The sequence below is a fragment of the Cryobacterium sp. CG_9.6 genome (assembly GCF_029893365.1).
Lineage (GTDB): Bacteria > Actinomycetota > Actinomycetes > Actinomycetales > Microbacteriaceae > Cryobacterium.
This window is the reverse complement of sequence record NZ_JARXUZ010000002.1, coordinates 1-21,130: the sequence shown is the minus strand read 5'-3', so window position 1 is coordinate 21,130 and position 21,130 is coordinate 1. Positions and strand designations below refer to the sequence as shown.

The window sequence follows — 21,130 nt, the reverse complement described above, 5'->3', positions numbered from 1 at the left end:
CAGCGCGGCAGGGCGGCAGGGTATGCAACTCGCCATAAAGGCATGCAGGCGCACACTATCAATTCGCGCGAACAAGACTGCTGACAAATGACTCTGACAAAATTGTGGAAACCATCTGCGCAGGGGATGCTCGGCATTGACGACAGGGGTCTTGACTACGGGTGAGGGAAAGCCCCTGAGCTGGTTAGGAGTTGGGGAACGCTGTGACGCTCGGGAGCCACAACCGGTCGGGGATACCGATTCCACGTATCATAAGTGAAACCTTGGCAGTAGCCTGACGCGTCAAGAACTCTCCCGAATTCGGTTGACTCTTTGAGTTATGTCTACTGGATTCTGTACGAAAAACCGCGTTCAGCAACACGCGGGACGTGACCCGTCGGTGCCACGAGTCGTGTCCACCTCACGTGTTCGGAAGCCGAGTATTCAGATATCCGCCAACATGCTCCGCGGCGCACACCATTCTTCGATCCCTTTGACACTGCATTACTAGGAGCAGCACCGGGAGTTGTGCGCGGGAGAGAGACAAGTTCCAGTAGAAACTGGTCTCAGAAATTCCCGGGCGAGCTGTCGAGATAACTGGTCGTGCACAACCGGGTCTACCGCTTTAGGCCCCGATCGTGGATACGCGGCAGCATCGGAGAACAACAACAGGAGGACTCTGAACTGCCCGTCGACCGGACAATCCCCGTCGCCCCGCCCGTATGCGGTTTTCGCAACTAGCCCTCGCTAGGCGACAGTCTCGAAACCATACGAAATCGACACACGCCCATCGTTGCGTCGGGCAATAGTGACCACCTAGGGTGTCATTGCCGCTAACATACTCACACGGGTAGTCGATAGTTCTCCTCGGCGGGCCTTGCGCGTTGTTCGCTTCGGTCGCGGTTGCTAACCACTTTGTGACGCGGTCGGGCAGCGCTTTTTTGGGGGTGGGATGAATCGGATCGTAGAGGCCACCTTTTCGGGGTGGGTAGAGAGCCAACCGGCCGAGGGCGCAAGTGCGGCCTTACTCGCCCGTGCTTTCGCGGCGACCTCCCGCGTCTCGCTTATCACCGACGCCCAGCAGAACATCTTGCACGCGAGCGCCGCCTTCACGGCGATCACGGGGTACTCCGAAGCAGAAGTCCTGGGCACCAACTGCCGGCTCCTGCAGGGGCCAGGGTCCCAGCCCGAGGACAAAGCTGCGATCCGGCGGGCCATCGCTGCAGGAGAGGCCTACGACGGTGACATCCTCAACTATCGCAAGGACGGCTCGCCGTTTTGGAACAGGCTGACCATCGTTCCCCTCCGGGGCCCTGACGAGATAATTACGCACTACGTCAGCGTGCAGCAAGACGCGAGTACGAGAGTGGGCCAGCAGGAGCAGCTCAGATACCAAGCCACCCACGATACCGTGACCGGAATCCCGAACCGGTTCGGGTTCGAAACCCACCTACGACGCCGATCGAACGCCGCCGCGAGCAACGCGATCACCCCGCAGGCCGGGCTCGGGCTTATTGACCTCCACGACCTCCGGAGAGTCGCGAGCACATTTGGGTATTCCGCAGCCGATAGAGTGCTCGCGGAATTCTCCCGCCGCCTTTCTGTCCTAGTGGAGGATGGCGACTACCTCGCCTTCCTTGGCGGTAAAACCTTCGCCGTGGTGCTCGAAAACTTGGCGGACGACACATCACCAGAGTTCGCGGGAAGAATAGCCGACATACACGAGGCCGTCGAGACACCCTTCGTCGTTGATGGTGAGTCAGTTTTTCTCTGGATCACAATGGGTATCGCCCGGCTGCCCGCTTCAGGATCGGAAGCGGCGACCCGTCAACTGGCAGACCGCGCACTCCAATCAGTGACGGCTGCTAACGACAACGCCCAATCGTGGTGGCGACTCGTGTCTGACCTCGGCCCCGAGTCCGCCGATGCACCACAAGACGCCACAGCCACCATCCCTCGTGTGCCAGCGGAGAAGCACAGTGCTCAACCCCGCTCGAATCAAGACAAGTTGTTCGCCGGCGAACTGTCGATGTATATGCAACCGATCATCGATCTGCGTAACGGCGCCGTGCGCCGGGTCGAAGCACTGGCCCGGCTGGTACTGCCCGACGGCACGATCGTCCCGCCGGAGCACTTTCTGGCAGGACTCAACGAAAAAGACCTGGACGAGCTTTTCCGCACCGGCCTAAAAGATGCGCTCAGATGGGTTGCCCGGTGGGACGCGGAGGGGCTCGCCGTTGACGTCTCGGTCAACCTCGCCCCGTCGACCCTGCAGCATCAAGACTTCATCCGATGGGTTACGGAAGCCCTTAGCTACTCCGGCGTGGCCCCGAACCGGCTCTGCCTGGAGCTTCTTGAGACACAGGAGCTCGACGAAGCCGCGCCGCTCGTAGCGTTCGATGCGCTCATTGAGCTCGGCGTTGGCCTCGCCCTCGACGACCTCGGCTCTGGCTACAGCAGTCTCCAACGAATCGCCCAGCTGCCGTTTGACACAATCAAAGTTGATCGGGGACTGCTCGCGGACGTTGCAACAAAACCGATCGAAACGCTAAGCCTTATCGCTACGCTGGCCCAAATGGGGCGCGACATGCGTGCCGCTGTAGTCGTGGAGGGCCTAGAAGATGCCGGCCTCGTCGAGGCAGCATCCGTTCTCGGCGCCTCACTCGGCCAGGGCTATTACTTCGCCCGCCCAATGCCTGCCGCCGATCTACCCACGTGGGCGCACACGTTTCGCCTGCCAGAACAATTCCACCTTCCAGAGCGGGCCGGGCAGCTACACACTAGTCTGGGCGCGCTTGCCTACCATTGGCAGTTCACCCGCTGGGAATCTCCTCACCCCTTCGACCTAGACACTTGCCCGGTAACACAGTTCATCATCGACCGCACCGCACCCGGAAGCCAACCCCGCCTGTGGCACGAGCGACAGCACGAAGTGCTCACAAACAACAATCGCGCCAGCAACCTCCTGCTCACCTGGCTCACGGACGCCAACACGACACAGTAACTGCGCTGCCCACTGCAGCGAGCATGCCCGCCCATCGACCGAGCCACAGTGCTGTTGATAGCGTCGAATCTAGTCATGGAGGAGAGCGAGAACATGTTCTGGGATCGGGTTGGTCCCAACCGGCCAGCGCCGCACACCCGTTCCCCACCGCCCACACGTCCAGTTGGGTGATCATGCCCATCCCTTCCGCAAATGGAAGGAATGCAGCCGGCGCCAGCAACCCCAAGCGCAGATGATTCCAGCGGATGAGCCCCTCCGCGCCTACGACCCTGATGCCGCCGGCAGCGGAAATATTGACGACCGGCTGGAAGTGCAGGCACATTTCGTTCCGGTCGAGGGCGACCAAGAGTTCCGTCTCACGTGACGCCTCTTACAAAGCGGATGCCGTCTCACCGGAGACGACGATCTGGTTGCGACCTGTCCGCTTCGCCTCGTACATCGCCGTATCGGCCGCGTCAAGAAGTTGTTCACCGCGCCCGCCCTCACCCGTGTAGATAGCCACGCCCACGCTCGTGGAGATACGCAGGTCCTGGCCGGCGAGATGAAAAGGCACATTGAGGCTGTCGACGATGCGCCCAGCCATTTCAAGCGCCGTCGACTGGTCTGGCACGTCGGTGGCAAGCACAACGAATTCGTCGCCGCCAAGGCGGCCGATAGTGTCCCCTGAGCGAACCAGAGAACGAAGGCGCGCGGCGACTTGGCGGAGCAGTTCGTCCCCAGCGCCGTGCCCGAGGTCGTCGTTGACCTTCTTAAAGTTGTCGAGGTCGCAGAACATCACCGCTGTTCCCGTGCCAGCACTGGCCCAGTTCTCGCCAAGCGCCTGATCTAACCGCTCGGCGAACAAAACTCGGTTGGGTAAACCTGTCAGGGAGTCGTGCAGAGACTGATGCCGCACAGTTGCGAGCAATCTGGTGTTTTGCAAAGCCGTTGCGCCCTGGCTGCTCACCCCGGCGATCCGCGTCAACGCCACCCGATGCACCTCTGGAGTGAGCTCTCCCCGCCAGAGGGCAACTACGATCCCCATCAAGACATCGCCATCAAGCAACGGGACCACGACAACATTCGAGGCCTCAATGGCGCCGAACGACTGTACAAGGACAGGTCTGGCCTCGCCCGCCCTGATGAGGACAGGTTCGTGGTCAATCAGAAGTTCGATCAGTTCGAGAATCGTCGCAGCCGAAATTGGCGTGGCAAGCAGCATCTGACACTCATCTGGCTCAAATCCATCGCAGGCGACTGCTTGGAGATTCGCGAGGCTAGCGTTCCAGAGCAGGACCGCCGCAGCATCGCACTCGACGATAGTCGGAAAGGCAGCCGCAATGATGCCCGTAACGCCGGTCGTGCTGCAGCTAGTGGCCAGTTCATGAGCCAGCGCGAGCAGCGCTGTGGAGCGGCTTTCTTCCCGGCGACTGTCTTCAAGCGCCGTAAAGAGGTCAAGGGCTGCTGCCGCGTGGCTGGCGTAGGCCTTGAGCAGCGCCCGGTCCGCGTCCATGGGACGCTGACCCCGCGGATACAGGGCGGCGAGGTACCCGTGAACCTGGCGAGTCGAGGCCACGTCAACGACAACAGCGGAACTACCGAGACTGTCGCCCTCAATCAACCGCGTCGCGAGTTCCGCGGCGCGATCAGCGTCGAGACCTAAAAAGTGCATGAGCGGCGCCTCGCCGTGAGTCGGCTTGACGACAAAGAGGTGAGACGGAGCGAGGACAGCTGCAGCAGCGCGGCCCACGATCCGGGAGAGCACCTCGCTGATGTCGTCGCTGCCGACAAGGTCCGCCTCAGCCAGCTGTATCTGCTGGACCTGTTCACGCAACGCCGCGAATCCGCGATCGGCCGCGCGCCTACTGCTGCGCCACGACCACACGGGCAATCGCCGGGACCACGTCAGACGGTACACACAGGCGCGATTTCCATCCGACTGGCACTCGTCATGAACGACATGCGCTGATTCCAGCCCGAAAATACGTGGTACGGCAGAGAACAGGCCTTGTGCATACTCGCAATCAAGCCGGGACGGAGCGTACCCGTCGTGGAGATGAAAGCGAAGCGTTGCATTCGTGGGGCCGAGAGCGACGAGCGCGAGGGACGACGTCGTACTGAATTTCGGCACCATCCTCGGAAGCTGGTAATACACCGCGCGGGGTGACGCGAAAGCACTCAGAAGTTGCGCAATGGCCGGATGGAACCTATCCGCAGCCGCCGATTGGCCAATTCTAAACATTGTCCCCGGCCCAAACACATCCGTCACAGCCTCAAAAAGCCGGATGCGGGTGTCATAGCTGATCCACGTGGAGGATTTCTCCAGCTCTTCAACCGACTGAGTAATCCCTGCCGCCGCGAGTACGTCAGCGACCGCTCGGACGCCACCGTGCTCAAGAACGACCCGCAAGACCAGAGATACTGTCGCGCTGGACGTTTCACGCGCTTCCGCAAGCATCGCATCCCCCTGTCGCTGACTATCCGCCTCCCCCACCACAAGGTAACGAAATACCAGGTTACTAAAGAACGAGCGCGAAACGTAACGCTCGACGCGGCAGAGAATCTCAATAATGGTTCCTTTGACGCGAAATATCGCACCGGATCAACCGGCCAATCGCGACGATGAATGGCGCCAATTTCCCACCATTACGCGGGACGTGACCTTCATATTTTCACGGGCCGTTTACATCACCGTAATAGCTGTACTTGTATTTTTCGGGTGCACGTTACGGAGAGAGCTGTACAACCGTCGATCATTGCATCAGTCGAGCCAGTTGAAGGTGACTGTCTCAACATCGGCGGGGTCTTCAACTGCCCGTCATGGATGGTGATTTTCCGGCGTGGTGCGTTCATGCCGGTCGTACTGTTCAGGAAGTCCTTGTTTTAACACGGTGCGCTGTTCAATAAATTCGCCTCATCTCAGTGCTGAGTACGACGGAACGGGTAGGCACGGCCGGTTAAGTACACGACATATAGGCAACTCAGGGTTCGCCAAGGCGAAGCGGCGGAGTTCCCAGTTTCGAGCCCAAGAAACATGAAACGGAGGGCATCACGGACTTTCGGTTTCATCTGAGCTCGGAGGGCACCCTGTGGCGTTACGTCTACGCGGCGTGGGGATTCTTCTCTTCCAATACGGGTTTAGGCCTTGCAACGACTCGCTAAGCCTGTTAGGTCTGGAGGAGACATCTCAAGTTGGGGTGTGGAAAGGGTAGGCCCATGACTCGCGAGCATCCCTCGGCGGTAGAACCGGACGAGACCGACCTTGAAGTGACAAAACCGAAAGACTGGGCCGCGGGTGTGCCCGGCGTGTACCACTCCATGAAGCCGGCGCTGGAGCAGATGGGTGTGATCCGGACCGGTAAGACGATGCTCGCCCTCAATCAGAAAGACGGCTTTGACTGCCCGAGTTGCGCGTGGCCAGACCCCACTCACCGGAAGACCTTCGAATTCTGCGAGAACGGTGCGAAAGCCGTCACGTGGGAGGCAACACCGGTCACCATCGACTCGGACTTCTGGGCCGAGTATTCCCTCGATGATTTGCTGGAGAAGTCGGAATATTGGCTGGGAATGCAGGGTCGTCTGACCGAGCCGGTCTATAAGCGCGCCGGTGAGAACCATTACCGACCGATCAGCTGGAACGATGCGTTTTCGGTGCTGGCTACGAAGCTGAATGCGCTCGCGTCCCCGGACGAGGCTGCTTTCTATACGAGTGGCCGCGCCTCGAATGAGGCCGCTTTCGCATACCAGCTTTTTGTGCGTGCTTTCGGCACGAACAACCTGCCTGACTGTTCCAACATGTGCCATGAGTCAACCGGATGGGCCATGGGGCAGACGTTGGGCATCGGCAAAGCCACGATCAGCTACGACGACTTCGCCCAAGCCGATCTCATCATCATCATGGGCCAGAATCCGGGAACAAACCATCCGCGGATGCTGACAGCCTTGGAAGAGGCGAAGGATGCCGGTGCGGAGATCGTCGCCGTCAATCCGCTGCCGGAGGCCGGGCTGCACCGCTACAAGAACCCGCAGCGAGTCAAGGGAATCATCGGGCGCGGCACCCCCATCGCAAACCAGCACGTCCAGATCCGGCTGGGCGGCGATATGGCTCTGCTCCAGGCGGTCTCCAAACGGGTGCTGGCCGCCGAGGCGAAGCATCCCGGAACAGTGCTAGACCACGAGTTTTTGGCGACGCACTGCTCGGGCCTAGAAGACCTCACCAAGCATCTGCACCTGCTCGATGAGCAGGCCGTGCTTGAGGCGACAGGACTTGAGGCGCACGAGATTGATGAATTGGCCGCACGTTACATTAAGGCCGATCGCGTGATTGTGACCTGGGCCATGGGTCTGACCCAGCAGAAGAAGGCCGTCTCGACCATCAAAGAGATTATTAATTTGCTCTTGTTGCGGGGGAACATCGGCAAACCCGGTGCGGGTGCCTGCCCGATTCGCGGTCACAGTAATGTGCAGGGTGATCGCACCATGGGCATTTGGGAACAAATGCCTCCGGCATTCATGAACGCCCTCGAGCAAGAGTTCGGGTTTGATCCCCCCCGAGAACACGGGGCGGATGCCGTTGAGACCATTAACAGGCTGCGGGACGGTGAGATCAAGGTTTTCATGGCGCTCGGTGGGAACCTGGTCGCGGCAATCAGTGACACGAACGCGGCCGAAGCTGCCATGCGGGGCGCTGAGATGACTGTGCAGGTATCTACGAAACTGAACCGGTCTCATGTGGTCACCGGTGCTGAGGCACTCATCCTGCCTACGATGGGTCGCACCGAGATCGATATGCAGGCGTCGGGGCCGCAGTTCGTGTCGGTCGAGGACACGGTCTGTGCCGTGCATCCGTCGTGGGGGAAGGTCGATCCGGTGGCACCCGACCTCCTTTCGGAGGTGGCGATAGTTTCTCGGCTGGCGCGAGTTGTTCTCGGTGACACAGTGAAGATTAATTGGGCCGGTTTCGAGCAGAACTATGACCTCATTCGCGACCACATCTCTCACGTGGTCGACGGGTGCGAGAACTACAACCAGAAGATCCGTCAGGAAGGCGGATTCATGCTTCCTAACGGCCCGCGGGATTCGCGCACTTTTCCCACGCCCGTCGGCAAGGCGATACTCACTGTCAACGTTCTCGAGCGCGTCGATCGCCCGCAGGGCACTCTCATTTTGCAGACACTGCGCTCACACGACCAGTTCAACACCACCATCTACGGGCACAACGACCGGTATCGCGGCATCAAAAACGGCCGCCACGTGGTCTTTGTGAATCCCGACGACCTCGCCGAGCTGGGCCTTGTCGATGGCCAGTTCGTAGATGTGCACGGGGTGTTCAGTGACAATGTCCCGCGTGTGTTGCGCAAATTCAGGTTGGTCTCTTACCCCACCGCTCGCGGGTGCGCGGCGGCCTACTATCCGGAGGCGAACGTTCTGGTTCCGCTCACCCACCTCGCCGAGGGCAGCAATACCCCGGTGTCGAAGTCGGTGATCGTACGGCTCGATCCAGTGGCCGCGGATACCAACAACGATCCAGGCACGAAGGCAAGCGCGGTGCCTGAGCGGTCGGGGGCGGCACTGCCGGGCTGACCGCTGGCCACCCGGCCCGCGAGCGTTACTGCGCTGTATCCACCCAGCCGGTGCGGGGCGTTGACGTGGCGCAGATTTGGCGGGCCACCGCGGCTGCGGTTTCCACGGCCGCTGTCGCGTTTTTCTCGCCCGTTGCCGCCGCGAGTCCGGCCGCGTAGCCGACAACGAAGGTGCTGATGGGGCCTGCTGACGGGCTGACAGCACTCGATTCCGCCGCGAGGTCAAGCAGTAGATTGCGATCAACCTGGAGGTCGAGAATCTGCAAGGCTTGGGTGAGCTGGCGGCTCCAGTCACGCAATTCGGGTTCATGGTCGTCATAGTTCGTCATAGCAGCTCCGGGAGTTGGCCGTAAGGATAGATATGTCTATAAGGCATAGCACCGTTCGTGTTGCTTCGCTACCGAGTGCTCGCATCGGGCCCATGATCCGAAAGCGCAGGCGTGTGCGCGGCGACGTACTAACTAGTCGATGCCCTGACATCGCGCCTATTTATGAGTGGGACCGCGTGGTACGAAGCGTTTCGCGTGAACTGGCAACCGAAACAGCCTTGATCGTGAGGGCCAGAGTGGGCTCTGCGGTCGCCATCGTGCGCGGTAGTCCGTCGTTAACGTGCCTTTACAGGAGGTCAGCGTGGTGGGCGGCCGCCACGTTGGGGTGGGCACGCAGCCGGTACCGGAGGGCGTTGTCACCATAAGTGGACTCGAGGATGGGGCTGTTGGTCGGGTCCGCGGAGAGTCCGCGGGCTTTCTGGGACAGTTTCTCGTCGAGTTTCAGCCGGGGCATTATGGTGTCGAGTGAGGGGTTGAAGAAGAATGGGACCGAGATGCGGTCGGATCCGTCTTCGGGGGAGAAAACCCGGTGCAGGGTGGCTTTGAGGTAGCCATCCGTTGCCAGTTCGAGCATTTCGCCGATGTTCACAACGAAGGTGCCGTCAAGTGGCGGAGCGTCGATCCACTCGCCATCATGCTCGACCTGCAGGCCGTCTTTGCCCGGCTCGATGAGCAGCAGAGTGAGCACGCCGCCGTCGCGATGCTCGCCGACGCCTTGGCTGCGCTCGGGCTGGCCGGGGTAGCTCACGATCTTGGTGAGCAGGAACGGGTTCTCGGCGAAGGCGGCGTCGAAGACGTCCTCAGGGCTGCCGAGGGCGAGGGCCCAGGCGCGCAACAGGCGCAGGGCGATGCGGCTGAGTTCCTCGTTCCAGCGCAGGGCGACGACCTCGAGTTCGGGCAGGGATTCGGGCCAGAGGTTCGGGCCCTCGAGGCGCCAATAGTCGGGAGTGCCGTCGTCGCGGGGCACCGGGTCGCGGTCGACGCCGATGTCAATCTGCTCGCGCCAGTCGACGGCGTTGGCGGTGAACTCCCCGCCGACGCGGGTGTAGCCACGAAACTGCGGGCTGTGGATGTTCTCCAGCTTGAGTTTTTGCTCGGCGGGCAGGTCGAAGAACTCGCGGGAAATGTCCAGGAGGTTTTTCGTGAGCTGGGGGTCGACGCCGTGTCCGGTCAGATAGAAGAAGCCGACCTCGTGTGTGACGCGCAGCAGTTCGGCGCGGAATGTCGCGGCTTCGGCTTCGCCGGCATCGAGTTGGGAAAAATCCAGAATCGGAAGTGAGGGCATGATCCAAGTTTGCCACCGGGCTGCGGGATAAACGAATTGTGACGACACAAAGCGCCGGATGAAAGGGGTGTGGAACGGGCACAGAGAGAGCAGATGCGTTCTCGGCTCTGGTGTTTTCTTCTCGCGAGTGGCAACGTGGATAACGCGCAAGACGAGACGAGAGGATGTCGATAATGTCAGAGTCACAGCGAGTATTCGAGCAACGATCGCTGACGACCTCGACGGGCGCCATCTGGCTTGTGGCGGGCGGCGCTCTCACGCTCATCTGCGGTTCGCTGCTCTTCGCTATGCAGTGGCTCAGCCCATCCGGGGTCGCGACGACGGGAATCGTTATCGTGTTGGTGCTGTACGCGGCGATGGTAGTCATTCGCTTTGCCGTGAGCCGTAGGCGACTCAAGCTCGGTATCCTCGCGACGCTCACCCTGCTGATCGTGATTGTCTTCCTCTTCTGTGCGGGGATCATCACGGCGACAGAGTGGGGCGCGGTCAGAACGTCGTAATTTTGTGGCTCTCCTGACGTAACCGGGGTTAAACCCGCCCGGGGAGCACTGGTTTATGCCCGCCGAGGCTGAGCATGGCGAGGGCGATTCTCATGTGGTCGACGGGTGCGAAAACTACAACGAGAAGATCCGTCAGGACGGCGGATTCATGCTTCCTAACGGCCCGCGGGATTCGCGCACCTTTCCCACGCCCGTCGGCAAGGCGATACTCACTGTCAACCGTCTCGAACGCGTCGAACGCCCGCCCGGTACCCTCATTTTGCAGACACTGCGCTCACACGACCAGTTCAACACCACCATCTACGGGCACAACGACCGGTATCGCGGCATCAAAAACGGCCGCCACGTGGTCTTTGTGAATCCCGACGACCTCGCCGAGCTGGGCCTTGTCGATGGCCAGTTCGTGGATGTGCACGGGGTGTTCGGCGACAACATTCCGCGGGTCTTACGAAAATTCCGGTTGGTTTCCTACCCCACCGCTCGTGGCTGTGCGGCGGCTTACTATCCGGAGGCGAACGTGCTGGTTCCGCTCACCCACCTCGCCGAGGGCAGCAATACCCCAGTGTCGAAGGCGGTGCTCGTCCGGCTCGATCCGGTGGCAGCGGATGCTGACAGTGCGCCTGACGCGAAGGCAGGCGTGGCGCCTCACTCGTCGGAGGCGGCACTGCCGGGCTGACCGCCGGCCACCCGGACCGCCAGCGTTACTGCGCCGTGTCAACCCAGCCGGTGCGGGCCTTCGATTTGACGCAGATTTGGCGGGCCACCGCAGCGGCGGCTTCCACCGCCGCTGTCGAGTTTTTCTCGCCCGTCGCTGCTGCGAGTCCAGCCGCGTAGCCGACAACGAAGGTGGTGAGGGGGCCCGCTGAGGGGCTAATAGCGTTCGATTCCGCCGCGAGGTCTAGCAGCAGATTGCGATCAACCTGAAGGTCAAGAATCAGCACGGCCTGGGTGAGCTGACGGCTCCAGTCACGCAGTTCGGGTTCGCGGGCGTCGTAGTCCGTCATGGGAGCTCCTTGAGTCGGCCGTAAGGGTATGTACCCTTTCAGGGATAGCACCGATCGCGTTTCTTCGCGACCGAGTGCTCGCATCAGGCCCATAATCCGAAAGCGCAGGCGTGTATGCGTGGATGTTTTGACGAGTCTGGCCGTGCCCACCAAGGTCAAGTCCCCCTGAGTGGATGCTCCTATTGATGTCAAGCGGCCTTTGGGGTGGGTTTCGCTTGTCGGGATTGGTCGTCGAGCCAGGCGCTGAAGGTGGTTTCCAGGTCGGTGTCAGCGCGTTGTCCTATTTCGAGTCGACGTAAGCGCTGGTAGGGGACGTTGAGCTGTTTGGCCGCGTCAGTGAGGACGATGCCGAGTGTTTGGCGGCGTTGCCGCAGCCGTGGTCCACCGGGCAGAGGGACAGCGTGGTTTTTGGTGAGCAATGCAAATATTTCGTTGGCGACGTGGCGTTTGAGGCAGCGGACGATGTCGCGGTCGGAAAGGCCTTCAGCGGTGCGTCGGGCGATGTAGGCCATAGTCCGAGGTTCCTTGTGGCGTTTGCGGAGCAGGACAATACGGTGCAGGGCAGCGTTGGCTTGCCGGTCGCCACCGCGCGAGAGACGGAAACGTTGCCGTTTTCCCGAAGATGCCGGAATAGGTGCGACGCCGCACAGAGCAGCAAACTGGGCCTTGGTGGAGATGCGGTCTGGGTTGTCGCCGGCAGTGGCGAGCAGGTGTGCGGCAACAAACGGGCCCACGCCGCTTGCGGCCATGAGAGCCGGATTCTGCCGGCTGGCGAGTTGGCCAAGTTGGCTGTCGATAAGAGCAATATCCGCTGTCAGGACCTGATGGCGTTGCGCGAGGCGTTTCGCTGATGCCCGTAGGATCAGCTCCGGAGTGGTGCCCGGTGTGGGTCGTGTGCGCGCGAGCGCAACCGTGAGTTTGTTGCCGTCGTATCGGCGAAAATCTTGCCGGATGGCCTCGGGTGCGCTCACCAACAGGGCATGGATCTGATTGATGCTGGCCGTGCGCGCCTTGGTGGCAGAGGAGCGTTCCGCAAGTAAGACCCGCATCGACTCGACGTCGCCATCGCGTTGTTTCGGGGTTGATAACCCTCGCCCAGCGAGAACCGACATCGCCGCTTGGTGGGCGTCGAGGGGATCGGATTTGCCGCGCAACCGACGCTCGGCACGGTTGGCGCGAGTGACCTCAACCACGCGCATTCCGGCATTCGCCAAAACGCGGGCAAGTTCCGCACCGTAGGAACCGGTTCCTTCGACGCCAACGGCTTCGACGATGCCGTAGGCGTGGAGGAACTCGATGATTTTGCGATAGCCGCTCCCGACTGCGAGGAATTCCCGGTCGGCGATCGGTTGTCCGTGGTCGTCAACGATAGCGACATAGTGCGTGTCTTTGTGGGTATCAACCCCGGCGAAGATGGTTCGTAGAGGCTGGACCGCGATGGTGAATTGTGGCGGTTCACTAGTTGCAACTGTCATGACTTCGGTACTCCCGTTTCTTCGTTGAAGGGAAATCACCGTTGGGTCGGGAGGGCAGACAGCACAGAGGTGAGACTGTTGGCCAGGCTCCTATCAAGTCATGTCGCCCCGATCAAGCGGCATTAGCGGCTCTGGTGCGGCGGACAGATCCACCCAAAGACAACCTCAAAAGGAGTCAGTGTAATTTTGAGTCACCCCGCACCAGAGTCACATCCAGTATCTCTGTGTAATTCTCGGGGTTCGAGCGTTGGATTAACAACGTAACGAACCACCGTGCGATGGTCAGTGAGAACCGTTCAAAGTTCCTCACAGAAAGACACACCACACGATGGCTCTAGACCAGTCTGCCCTGCTCGCGCTCCTCTCGGAACTCAAGCTCACCAACGTCACCGATCGAATCCGAACAGTGACCGAAACGCTCTACCAAGAACTCATCGACGCCGAGGCCACCGCCCACATCGGCGCCGCCCGATTCGAACGCTCCGATGACCGCACCGCCCAGCGCAACGGGACTCGACCGAGGGTCTTGACGACCACGGCCGGCGACTTAAATCTGAAGATCCCCAAGCTCCGCCAAGGGTCGTTCTTCCCTGCCCTCCTCGAGCGGCGCCGGCGCGTTGACCAGGCCCTGTTCGCCGTCGTCATGGAGGCTTACCTCCACAGCGTCTCGACCCGGAAGGTCGACGACTTAGTCAAGGCTCTCGGCGCCGATACCGGCATCTCCAAGTCCGAAGTATCCCGGATTTGCGCGGATCTGGACGGTGAAGTCGCCTGCGTTCCGTGACCGTGACCTCGGCGTAACCGGCTACCCCTACGTCTTCCTCGACGCCACGTCTTGCAAAGCCCGCGTCAACCACCGCGTCATCTCCCAAGCGATGGTCGTCGCCATCGGCGTCGCCGCCGACGGCCGCCGCGAAGTCCTCGGCTTCGACGTCGGCGACAGCGAAAACGAGCCCTTCTGGACCGAGTTCCTCCGGTCGCTGAAGGCTCGCGGCCTGGACGGCGTCAAGCTCGTCATCTCCGACGCCCACACCGGCCTGAAGAAAGCCATCAGCACCGTGTTCCAAGGCGCGGCCTGGCGGCGCTTCCGGGTCCACTTCATGCGAAACGTGCTCTCCATCGTCCCGCGCGCCAGCCAAGACATGGTTGCCGCCGTGATCCGCACCATCTTCGCCCAGCCCGACGCGACGCACGTCCAAGCCCAGTTCGACGAGGTCACCCGCATGCTCGACCGCTCTCACCCGAAAGTCGCCACAATGTTGCACGACGCCCGCGCCGACATCCTCGCGTTCTGCGGCTTTCCGCCCAAACACTGGCGACAGGTGTGGTCGACAAACCCACTCGAACGCCTGAACAAAGAGATCAAACGGCGAACGGACGTCGTCGGTGTGTTCCCCAACCCGGCGGCCCTGCTCCGCCTCGCCGGAGCGGTGCTCGTCGAGCAACACGACGAGTGGGAAGCAGGAGCCCGCCGCTACCTCTCCGAGGACTCCATGCGCCAGCTGGCCGCCTTCAACGCGGCCCTCACCAGCCCCGACGCCAGCGCCCTCACGGGGGTGATTCCCATTCCCGAGCTCAGTGCTGCATAATCAAATCAGCTGACCCGCACGGTGACGATGAATTACACAGAGATACTGGATGTGACTCTGGTGCGGGGTGACTCAAAATTACACTGACTCCTTTTGAGGTTGTCTTTGGGTGGATCTGTCCGCCGCACCAGAGCCGCTAATGCCGCTTGATCGGGGCGACATGACTTGATAGGAGCCTGGCCAACAGTCTCACCTCTGTGCTGTCTGCCCTCCCGACCCAACGGTGATTTCCCTTCAACGAAGAAACGGGAGTACCGAAGTCATGACAGTTGCAACTAGTGAACCGCCACAATTCACCATCGCGGTCCAGCCTCTACGAACCATCTTCGCCGGGGTTGATACCCACAAAGACACGCACTATGTCGCTATCGTTGACGACCACGGACAACCGATCGCCGACCGGGAATTCCTCGCAGTCGGGAGCGGCTATCGCAAAATCATCGAGTTCCTCCACGCCTACGGCATCGTCGAAGCCGTTGGCGTCGAAGGAACCGGTTCCTACGGTGCGGAACTTGCCCGCGTTTTGGCGAATGCCGGAATGCGCGTGGTTGAGGTCACTCGCGCCAACCGTGCCGAGCGTCGGTTGCGCGGCAAATCCGATCCCCTCGACGCCCACCAAGCGGCGATGTCGGTTCTCGCTGGGCGAGGGTTATCAACCCCGAAACAACGCGATGGCGACGTCGAGTCGATGCGGGTCTTACTTGCGGAACGCTCCTCTGCCACCAAGGCGCGCACGGCCAGCATCAATCAGATCCATGCCCTGTTGGTGAGCGCACCCGAGGCCATCCGGCAAGATTTTCGCCGATACGACGGCAACAAACTCACGGTTGCGCTCGCGCGCACACGACCCACACCGGGCACCACTCCGGAGCTGATCCTACGGGCATCAGCGAAACGCCTCGCGCAACGCCATCAGGTCCTGACAGCGGATATTGCTCTTATCGACAGCCAACTTGGCCAACTCGCCAGCCGGCAGAATCCGGCTCTCATGGCCGCAAGCGGCGTGGGCCCGTTTGTTGCCGCACACCTGCTCGCCACTGCCGGCGACAACCCAGACCGCATCTCCACCAAGGCCCAGTTTGCTGCTCTGTGCGGCGTCGCACCTATTCCGGCATCTTCGGGAAAACGGCAACGTTTCCGTCTCTCGCGCGGTGGCGACCGGCAAGCCAACGCTGCCCTGCACCGTATTGTCCTGCTCCGCAAACGCCACAAGGAACCTCGGACTATGGCCTACATCGCCCGACGCACCGCTGAAGGCCTTTCCGACCGCGACATCGTCCGCTGCCTCAAACGCCACGTCGCCAACGAAATATTTGCATTGCTCACCAAAAACCACGCTGTCCCTCTGCCCGGTGGACCACGGCTGCGGCAACGCCGCCAAACACTCGGCATCGTCCTCACTGACGCGGCCAAACAGCTCAACGTCCCCTACCAGCGCTTACGTCGACTCGAAATAGGACAACGCGCTGACACCGACCTGGAAACCACCTTCAGCGCCTGGCTCGACGACCAATCCCGACAAGCGAAACCCACCCCAAAGGCCGCTTGACATCAATAGGAGCATCCACCCGGCGGGACGTGACCAAGGATCGTCCCTGCTTGCATGTAGCGGAATCGTTGGTTTCTGAGGCAGCGACCCCAGCTGACGGCGCTCGACGGCCGCACCGTTCCTATTCGTCCCCTCACAGCCGTGGGCGCAGTTCCTGAGGGCGCAACCCTCGCCGCTCAAGTTCCCCGACCCATGACTTCTTGATGGTGGCCAGACGTTTCTTGTCGCTCTTCGACAGCGGAATGATCTGGGTAATAAGATCGAAAGCCTGACCGATCATGGCGGGCAGATCGTCGATAGCGACTGTGGAGGCTCGGTCGAGAATCTCGGCGGCAACCGTGGCATCGACGCCATCTTGTTTAAGTAGTGCAAGGATCTCGCGGGCATCCTTCTGGCCTTTCTCCGAGAAATGTCGGTCGAGCAGTGCCGCCATCTTTGTCGCAATGTGCGCTTCGAGTCGCAGGAGTGTCCATTTTTCGAAGGACACCTCGTCGGGGTATTCCGCGAGCATCTCGACCTTCAGTCGTAGTTTGCCTCCGAGTTGAGATTCGTACGGGAGATAGATGTCGAGATGGACGTTGTCGATCGTCGCACGGAGCTTCTTGCCTTGGTGGTTGTTGCTCGTTGAGATGTCGGTCATCAGCTGCTCAAGCTTGTGTCGGCTCTCTTGCGAAGTGATGAGGTCGATGTCGAGACTGATTTCCCCTCCGACACGAACGAATGTTGCCCAGCCGCCAATGAGAATCGAGGGTTCGAGATCATGGCCCAGCCGGTCGACCAGCGCACGGATAACTCCGTCTCTGTCCTCGTAGAGGCTAGGCACTGGTTCGCTGCTCCCAATCCGCAGCCGGGAACAGGGTCGTTTTCAATGCGCGGGTGAACTCGGCGGCTTGCCATCCTGGGCTTGCCCAAAGGTCAGCGTAGGTCTGGGCGAGACTGGCGTAACCGGACCGCCATTTCCGTGCCGCGCCCTGATCCTCAGTGAGGAAGATGACCTCATCACCCACCGGAAAGTCTGCCTGCGACACAGTGCGTGTGGTGTAGATGATTCGTCGGCCGAGATCAGCGACAGTATTGCGGCCACCCAGGTAGTGCACGGCGGCAGTACTGCCGCTGAGGGCGTAGTCGACTTCGCCGTCGTCGAGAAACGCCTGAGCGGCGGGCAGCGTTGTTGAGACCACAGTGTCGGCCCGCAAGTTTCGGTGAGCGGCGAAGGCATCAAGGAGCTTCTCCGGCGCGACGACAGTGTAGCCACGACGGGCATTCGCGCGGACGGCACCGATATCAAGAAGCCGTCCCAGCGCCTGATAGGTAGTGGACGGCGCCACCGACGCAGCATTAGCAATATCACCAATGCTGTTCCAGTCTCGCTGTCCCCCCAGCGCGGTATCGGCCAACGTGCGCCAAACTATCTCCACGTTCTTCATACCACCATCTTCGCATATTTCATAAAAACATGGAACACAACTTTCGTATCTATATAGAAATAGAAAGGACCTACCCACATGCCACCCGCCCGTAAGCGCCTGACTTACAAATTAGGCTGCATCTCAACAAAGGTTCCTTTGACAGGACCAGCACCGGTTGAGTATTCGCGCTTCTGGGGGCCACCGATATTGACTTTGGGGGCTACCGGGCGGTGTGGCCAGTAGCGCGCTCGGGGGCCACCGATTAGGGGCCCGATGAGTGCCCGTGTCGGCCCCGGCTGGGATGGGCTGTCACTGCTGGCGGTCATGCGGACCTACGTGGCGGGCGCTACCCGTCGCGGGCGCCGGCCCTGGGGTTTCACGGGCTGGCGGTGCAGGGTGCGATAGATAGTCGTCCGGCTCACACCGAGCACGTCACCGATCTGAGCGACAGTCATGTCCTTCTGCTGATACATGCGTTGGGCAGTCGTGACTTGATCATCAGTGAGAAGAGGCGGGCGGCCACCCGTGCGGCCCCGCGCCCGCGCCGCCTGCAACCCCGCGTTGGTCCGCTCACGGATCAGATCGCGTTCGAATTCCGCCAACGCCGCAAACACGTGGAACACCAAACGACCACCCGACGACGTCGTATCGATCGTTTCCTGCAACGTGCGAAACCCGATCTTGCGCTCGGAAAGAAGGGACAGCTGATCGATGAGGTGCCGGATAGAACGCCCCAGCCGGTCAAGCCTCCACACCACAAGCGTGTCCCCCGGACGCAATTGGTCCAGCAACTTACCCAGCTCAGGTCGCTGATCGATCGAGCCCGAGATGGTGTCCACAAACACTCGGTAACACCCCGCCGCGTTCAACGCATCAACCTGCAACGACGCGTCCTGATCCGTCGTCGACACCCGCGCATATCCTAAAAGATGACCCATACGCCGACTGTAGCGGAAGTCATCAGCACCGTGAGGAACTGAGGCATAGAAACCGACACTGAGTTACGCTACAAAACCCATCTCCACGACACCCGAAAACACAGGACACCGAAACTGACGCTTCCGGTCGTGATAGTTGTAGCGAATACGAACGAATTCGACACACGACCGTTGTTGCACATGACACCCGCTGAGCGGGCTTAATCTCGGGCGGGTCCTACGGGCGGCACACGCTTACGCGCACGGCGCAACCCAGCCGGTGCACGGGAGAGTCCGCGAGGCCTCCGGCTAACGGACACCTTGATATAGCGGAACCACGACGATCCGATGGCCCACTTGCGGCGGAGACATCTGCGGACGGTTTGCTCTTGTCCATTTGGTCGACTTAGCCTGAGGAGATGACAGAGAGGCCGTCTCCGAACCAGGTCGCCAGCGAGGACCGCCGCGTCGTCGACCCAATGACACAGCTGGAATTACTTGTGCCGCCCAGCATCACAGACGAGCGCGCGATCGAACATGCTCGGAAAGAGCGTAATGGCGAACTGCACCGCATTCGGTTCTTCGCGGACTTGGGGCACAACTACCCCTTGCGGGAGAGCTTCACTGACAAGTACGTGATGGAGCCAGATGACTACGGCATCTCACTGCAGATAGGTCAACGACTCAACGAGTGGTCCCGTTTCTGGCAGCAGCACTTCGACCCGGTCGACGGCTGGGATACCCAGGAGAACAAGGGCCTCTGGCTGACGACGGGCGACGAGTTGGTACGTCTGCTCGAGATCGAGGTTTACGACATCGCCGTTGTATTGCCGCAGTTTCGCCAGGGTGAGTGAGCAGGCGACCGACACGGCGAAGATCTAACAACCGTTCACTGAGGGATCGCCAAACAGGCCGCGAGGTTTGGCGTCGATGCCGTTGCGTCAGGCGGCGTGAACTGGTGTCGTTGGCCAGCGCACGTTGTCGAGGCGCGAGCAAGGCGACCACAGAATATCGTCGCTGATGTAGATAGGTTCCTCAGTCATCGTGACCAGGGTCGTTGTCGGACACCCAGGAGAATTGTTCAATGGTTTTTCGGTTCACTGCTGCCGGTGTGGGTGTGGCCGTTACGGGCACGATAGGCGGCCACGTGGGCCCGGTTTCCACATCGCGTCGGGTCGCAGAACCGACGGCGTCCGCCACGTGATGTATCGGCGAACATGCCAGTGCAATCGGTCGCCGTGCAATCCCCGAATCGGGCCAGACCGAATGTGCGGGTCATTGCAAGCAGGCTCGAGGTCGTCACCAGCTGTAACTGACGAACCGCATCGGTGTCCGCAGGTACGGACAGATGCCATCCCCATTCGTGAGTGTCGCTCACCCAGTTGAGTGTCGCGTCAGGATGAGCAGCCACAAGAAGAGCGTTGAGTTGAGCAATCGCGGTCGTTAGCTCTGTGGCGCTGAGCACTTGACGCAGCTGCGTGCGGAGCGCCCGTGCGCGTGTCACGTCTGACGTCGTGATGGTTCGCGCCGTTGTCGCGGCGATTCCCGCCTGGTCGAGGAGTGTTTGAAGGTCCTCGATCGACTGGAGTCGATCCTCCGCAACTCTGCCCGCATCGGTGTTCGCGAGGAGCGTGGCGTTGGCAGCGCCGTTGCGGTAATCCAAAATTTGAACCGAGTAATTTGTATTTACCACTTGCAGACCTTACTTATGTCGTCGTACTGTAAGTTGTGTAAGACGATCATACGCCTCACAGCCGAACGGGGCGGCGTCCACGCCCAGGGAGTCAGTTCACGCGAACCAAAGACCGCTGGGAGGGTGTTGATCGTCGGACATCGGGTGCGTATCTCGAACCACCGGGGTGACGCGCATATTTTCTCGGCACGACCCAGTCAAGGAGACACCACATGTTTGATATCACGCAGCAGTTCACTCGTCGCGAGCTTCTTGGCAAGGAAACGTTTTGGCAGGCCTCCGACTTCGGTGCCGCGCAGTTGTCGCATCAATACCCGGATGATCTGCTGGCGACAATTTGTACTCAAGCCCGTGAAATCAAGGAGGAATCGAGTGAAACAAAACACCTGAACCTTCGGTATATTCGCGGTGCCCACAAGCTGATCCCGGAGATTCTCGAGCTGTTTCATCTCGACGGGCGCCTCAATGCCCTCAGCGAGATTGCCGGCACTGAGCTGGAGATCTACCCGATATCAGTCATCACCACGGCAATCACATTCATGGGCCCTGATGATGGAACGGTCGGCTGGCACGGAGACGGGGTCCCGCATACGGAGCTGATCGCTCTAGATGTGGACAATGTCACTGGCGGTGCGTTGGAAATCTACCGTGGAGATTTCGAAGAGGGTTCGGCCGCGGTACACAACGGGGAAGACCTCCCCGCAAACATGCTCACGCACATCCCCCACGAGGTGGGTTCAAGTATCTTCGGGCAATTCATGCGGGTCCTGCACCGGACACAACCCATGACGTCAGGGAACCGAATCACGCTGACCCTCAACCATCGATCCGCAACC

Annotated in this window: 16 protein-coding genes and 2 pseudogenes; 9 read left to right on the top strand and 9 right to left on the bottom strand. The window is 60.7% G+C overall.

The features are described 5' to 3' along the window. Positions 1-931: 931 nt before the first annotated feature. Together H4V99_RS15685 and H4V99_RS15680 are read left to right on the top strand one after the other, a co-directional pair. Positions 932-2,983 carry an EAL domain-containing protein gene (locus H4V99_RS15685; RefSeq protein ID WP_280680200.1) on the top strand — a complete coding sequence of 684 codons (2,052 nt, stop codon included), beginning with the start codon at positions 932-934 and terminating at the stop codon, positions 2,981-2,983. Between the two features lie 232 nt (positions 2,984-3,215). Then, positions 3,216-3,347, top strand: coding sequence for a hypothetical protein (locus H4V99_RS15680; protein ID WP_280680199.1), 132 nt, complete (start codon positions 3,216-3,218; stop codon positions 3,345-3,347). A gap of 6 nt (positions 3,348-3,353) precedes the next feature. Here the strand turns inward: H4V99_RS15680 and H4V99_RS15675 are convergent, their stop codons facing one another. Beyond that, complete coding sequence (locus H4V99_RS15675; protein WP_280680198.1) at positions 3,354-5,420, bottom strand: GGDEF domain-containing protein; 2,067 nt, start codon at positions 5,418-5,420, stop codon at positions 3,354-3,356. Positions 5,421-6,178: 758 nt separating this feature from the next. Between H4V99_RS15675 and H4V99_RS15670 the strand changes: the two genes are divergently transcribed. Then, complete coding sequence (locus H4V99_RS15670; protein ID WP_280680197.1) at positions 6,179-8,545, top strand: FdhF/YdeP family oxidoreductase; 2,367 nt, start codon at positions 6,179-6,181, stop codon at positions 8,543-8,545. Positions 8,546-8,570: 25 nt separating this feature from the next. On the opposite strand, the gene H4V99_RS15665 is transcribed toward H4V99_RS15670, so the two are convergent. Both H4V99_RS15665 and H4V99_RS15660 read right to left on the bottom strand, forming a co-directional pair. After that, positions 8,571-8,873 carry a DUF6457 domain-containing protein gene (locus tag H4V99_RS15665; RefSeq protein ID WP_280680196.1) on the bottom strand — a complete coding sequence of 101 codons (303 nt, stop codon included), beginning with the start codon at positions 8,871-8,873 and terminating at the stop codon, positions 8,571-8,573. A 286-nt stretch (positions 8,874-9,159) separates the two neighbouring features. Further along, positions 9,160-10,158 (bottom strand): 2-oxoglutarate and iron-dependent oxygenase domain-containing protein, encoded by a 999-nt coding sequence (locus H4V99_RS15660; protein WP_280680194.1) that lies wholly within the window; start codon positions 10,156-10,158, stop codon positions 9,160-9,162. Between the two features lie 173 nt (positions 10,159-10,331). Here H4V99_RS15660 and H4V99_RS15655 point away from each other — a divergent pair, with 173 nt between their 5' ends. Both H4V99_RS15655 and H4V99_RS15650 read left to right on the top strand, forming a co-directional pair. Further along, complete coding sequence (locus H4V99_RS15655; RefSeq protein WP_280680191.1) at positions 10,332-10,658, top strand: hypothetical protein; 327 nt, start codon at positions 10,332-10,334, stop codon at positions 10,656-10,658. A gap of 88 nt (positions 10,659-10,746) precedes the next feature. Next, positions 10,747-11,334, top strand: a pseudogene (locus H4V99_RS15650) (molybdopterin dinucleotide binding domain-containing protein); the annotation flags it as partial. A 25-nt stretch (positions 11,335-11,359) separates the two neighbouring features. Here the strand turns inward: H4V99_RS15650 and H4V99_RS15645 are convergent. Both H4V99_RS15645 and H4V99_RS15640 read right to left on the bottom strand, forming a co-directional pair. Then, positions 11,360-11,662, bottom strand: a complete 303-nt coding sequence (locus tag H4V99_RS15645) for a DUF6457 domain-containing protein (protein ID WP_280680190.1) — start codon at positions 11,660-11,662, stop codon at positions 11,360-11,362. Positions 11,663-11,850: 188 nt separating this feature from the next. After that, positions 11,851-13,137 (bottom strand): IS110 family transposase, encoded by a 1,287-nt coding sequence (locus H4V99_RS15640; RefSeq protein WP_280676610.1) that lies wholly within the window; start codon positions 13,135-13,137, stop codon positions 11,851-11,853. A gap of 328 nt (positions 13,138-13,465) precedes the next feature. On the opposite strand from H4V99_RS15640, the pseudogene H4V99_RS15635 reads away from it, so the two are divergent. Further along, positions 13,466-14,726, top strand: a pseudogene (locus H4V99_RS15635) (IS256 family transposase). A gap of 262 nt (positions 14,727-14,988) precedes the next feature. Continuing rightward, a complete protein-coding gene (locus tag H4V99_RS15630; RefSeq protein WP_280676610.1) occupies positions 14,989-16,275 on the top strand; it encodes an IS110 family transposase in 1,287 nt (428 codons plus the stop codon). Positions 16,276-16,408: 133 nt separating this feature from the next. On the opposite strand, the gene H4V99_RS15625 is transcribed toward H4V99_RS15630, so the two are convergent. The 3 genes from H4V99_RS15625 to H4V99_RS15615 all read right to left on the bottom strand — a co-directional run bounded on the left by H4V99_RS15625 (position 16,409) and on the right by H4V99_RS15615 (position 18,622). Continuing rightward, positions 16,409-17,098: a hypothetical protein gene (locus tag H4V99_RS15625; protein WP_280680189.1), complete on the bottom strand. Its 690-nt coding sequence runs from the start codon at positions 17,096-17,098 to the stop codon at positions 16,409-16,411. Beyond that, a complete protein-coding gene (locus H4V99_RS15620) occupies positions 17,091-17,702 on the bottom strand; it encodes a hypothetical protein (protein ID WP_280680188.1) in 612 nt (203 codons plus the stop codon). The genes H4V99_RS15625 and H4V99_RS15620 overlap by 8 nt, the downstream gene beginning before the upstream one ends. A gap of 314 nt (positions 17,703-18,016) precedes the next feature. Next, positions 18,017-18,622 (bottom strand): recombinase family protein, encoded by a 606-nt coding sequence (locus H4V99_RS15615; protein ID WP_280680187.1) that lies wholly within the window; start codon positions 18,620-18,622, stop codon positions 18,017-18,019. Positions 18,623-19,020: 398 nt separating this feature from the next. Here H4V99_RS15615 and H4V99_RS15610 point away from each other — a divergent pair, with 398 nt between their 5' ends. After that, positions 19,021-19,455: a hypothetical protein gene (locus H4V99_RS15610; RefSeq protein WP_280680186.1), complete on the top strand. Its 435-nt coding sequence runs from the start codon at positions 19,021-19,023 to the stop codon at positions 19,453-19,455. A 227-nt stretch (positions 19,456-19,682) separates the two neighbouring features. Here H4V99_RS15610 and H4V99_RS15605 read toward each other — a convergent pair whose 3' ends face one another. Further along, on the bottom strand, positions 19,683-20,294 hold the full coding sequence (locus tag H4V99_RS15605; RefSeq protein ID WP_280680185.1) for a CGNR zinc finger domain-containing protein: 612 nt from the start codon (positions 20,292-20,294) through the stop codon (positions 19,683-19,685). Between the two features lie 212 nt (positions 20,295-20,506). Between H4V99_RS15605 and H4V99_RS15600 the strand changes: the two genes are divergently transcribed. Beyond that, positions 20,507-21,130: hypothetical protein (locus H4V99_RS15600; RefSeq protein ID WP_280680184.1), on the top strand; the 624-nt coding region annotated here is incomplete at its 3' end.

Bases quoted from the DNA above. Each gene is read 5' to 3' on its own strand.
- H4V99_RS15630 (WP_280676610.1), top strand. From the start codon at position 14,989: ATGACAGTTGCAACTAGTGAACCGCCACAATTCACCATCGCGGTCCAG.
- H4V99_RS15670 (WP_280680197.1), top strand. From the start codon at position 6,179: ATGACTCGCGAGCATCCCTCGGCGGTAGAACCGGACGAGACCGACCTT.
- H4V99_RS15610 (WP_280680186.1), top strand. From the start codon at position 19,021: ATGACAGAGAGGCCGTCTCCGAACCAGGTCGCCAGCGAGGACCGCCGC.
- H4V99_RS15660 (WP_280680194.1), bottom strand. From the start codon at position 10,158: ATGCCCTCACTTCCGATTCTGGATTTTTCCCAACTCGATGCCGGCGAA.
- H4V99_RS15685 (WP_280680200.1), top strand. From the start codon at position 932: ATGAATCGGATCGTAGAGGCCACCTTTTCGGGGTGGGTAGAGAGCCAA.
- H4V99_RS15675 (WP_280680198.1), bottom strand. From the start codon at position 5,420: ATGCTTGCGGAAGCGCGTGAAACGTCCAGCGCGACAGTATCTCTGGTC.
- H4V99_RS15645 (WP_280680190.1), bottom strand. From the start codon at position 11,662: ATGACGGACTACGACGCCCGCGAACCCGAACTGCGTGACTGGAGCCGT.
- H4V99_RS15615 (WP_280680187.1), bottom strand. From the start codon at position 18,622: ATGGGTCATCTTTTAGGATATGCGCGGGTGTCGACGACGGATCAGGAC.
- H4V99_RS15640 (WP_280676610.1), bottom strand. From the start codon at position 13,137: ATGACAGTTGCAACTAGTGAACCGCCACAATTCACCATCGCGGTCCAG.
- H4V99_RS15620 (WP_280680188.1), bottom strand. From the start codon at position 17,702: ATGAAGAACGTGGAGATAGTTTGGCGCACGTTGGCCGATACCGCGCTG.
- H4V99_RS15665 (WP_280680196.1), bottom strand. From the start codon at position 8,873: ATGACGAACTATGACGACCATGAACCCGAATTGCGTGACTGGAGCCGC.
- H4V99_RS15680 (WP_280680199.1), top strand. From the start codon at position 3,216: ATGATTCCAGCGGATGAGCCCCTCCGCGCCTACGACCCTGATGCCGCC.
- H4V99_RS15655 (WP_280680191.1), top strand. From the start codon at position 10,332: ATGTCAGAGTCACAGCGAGTATTCGAGCAACGATCGCTGACGACCTCG.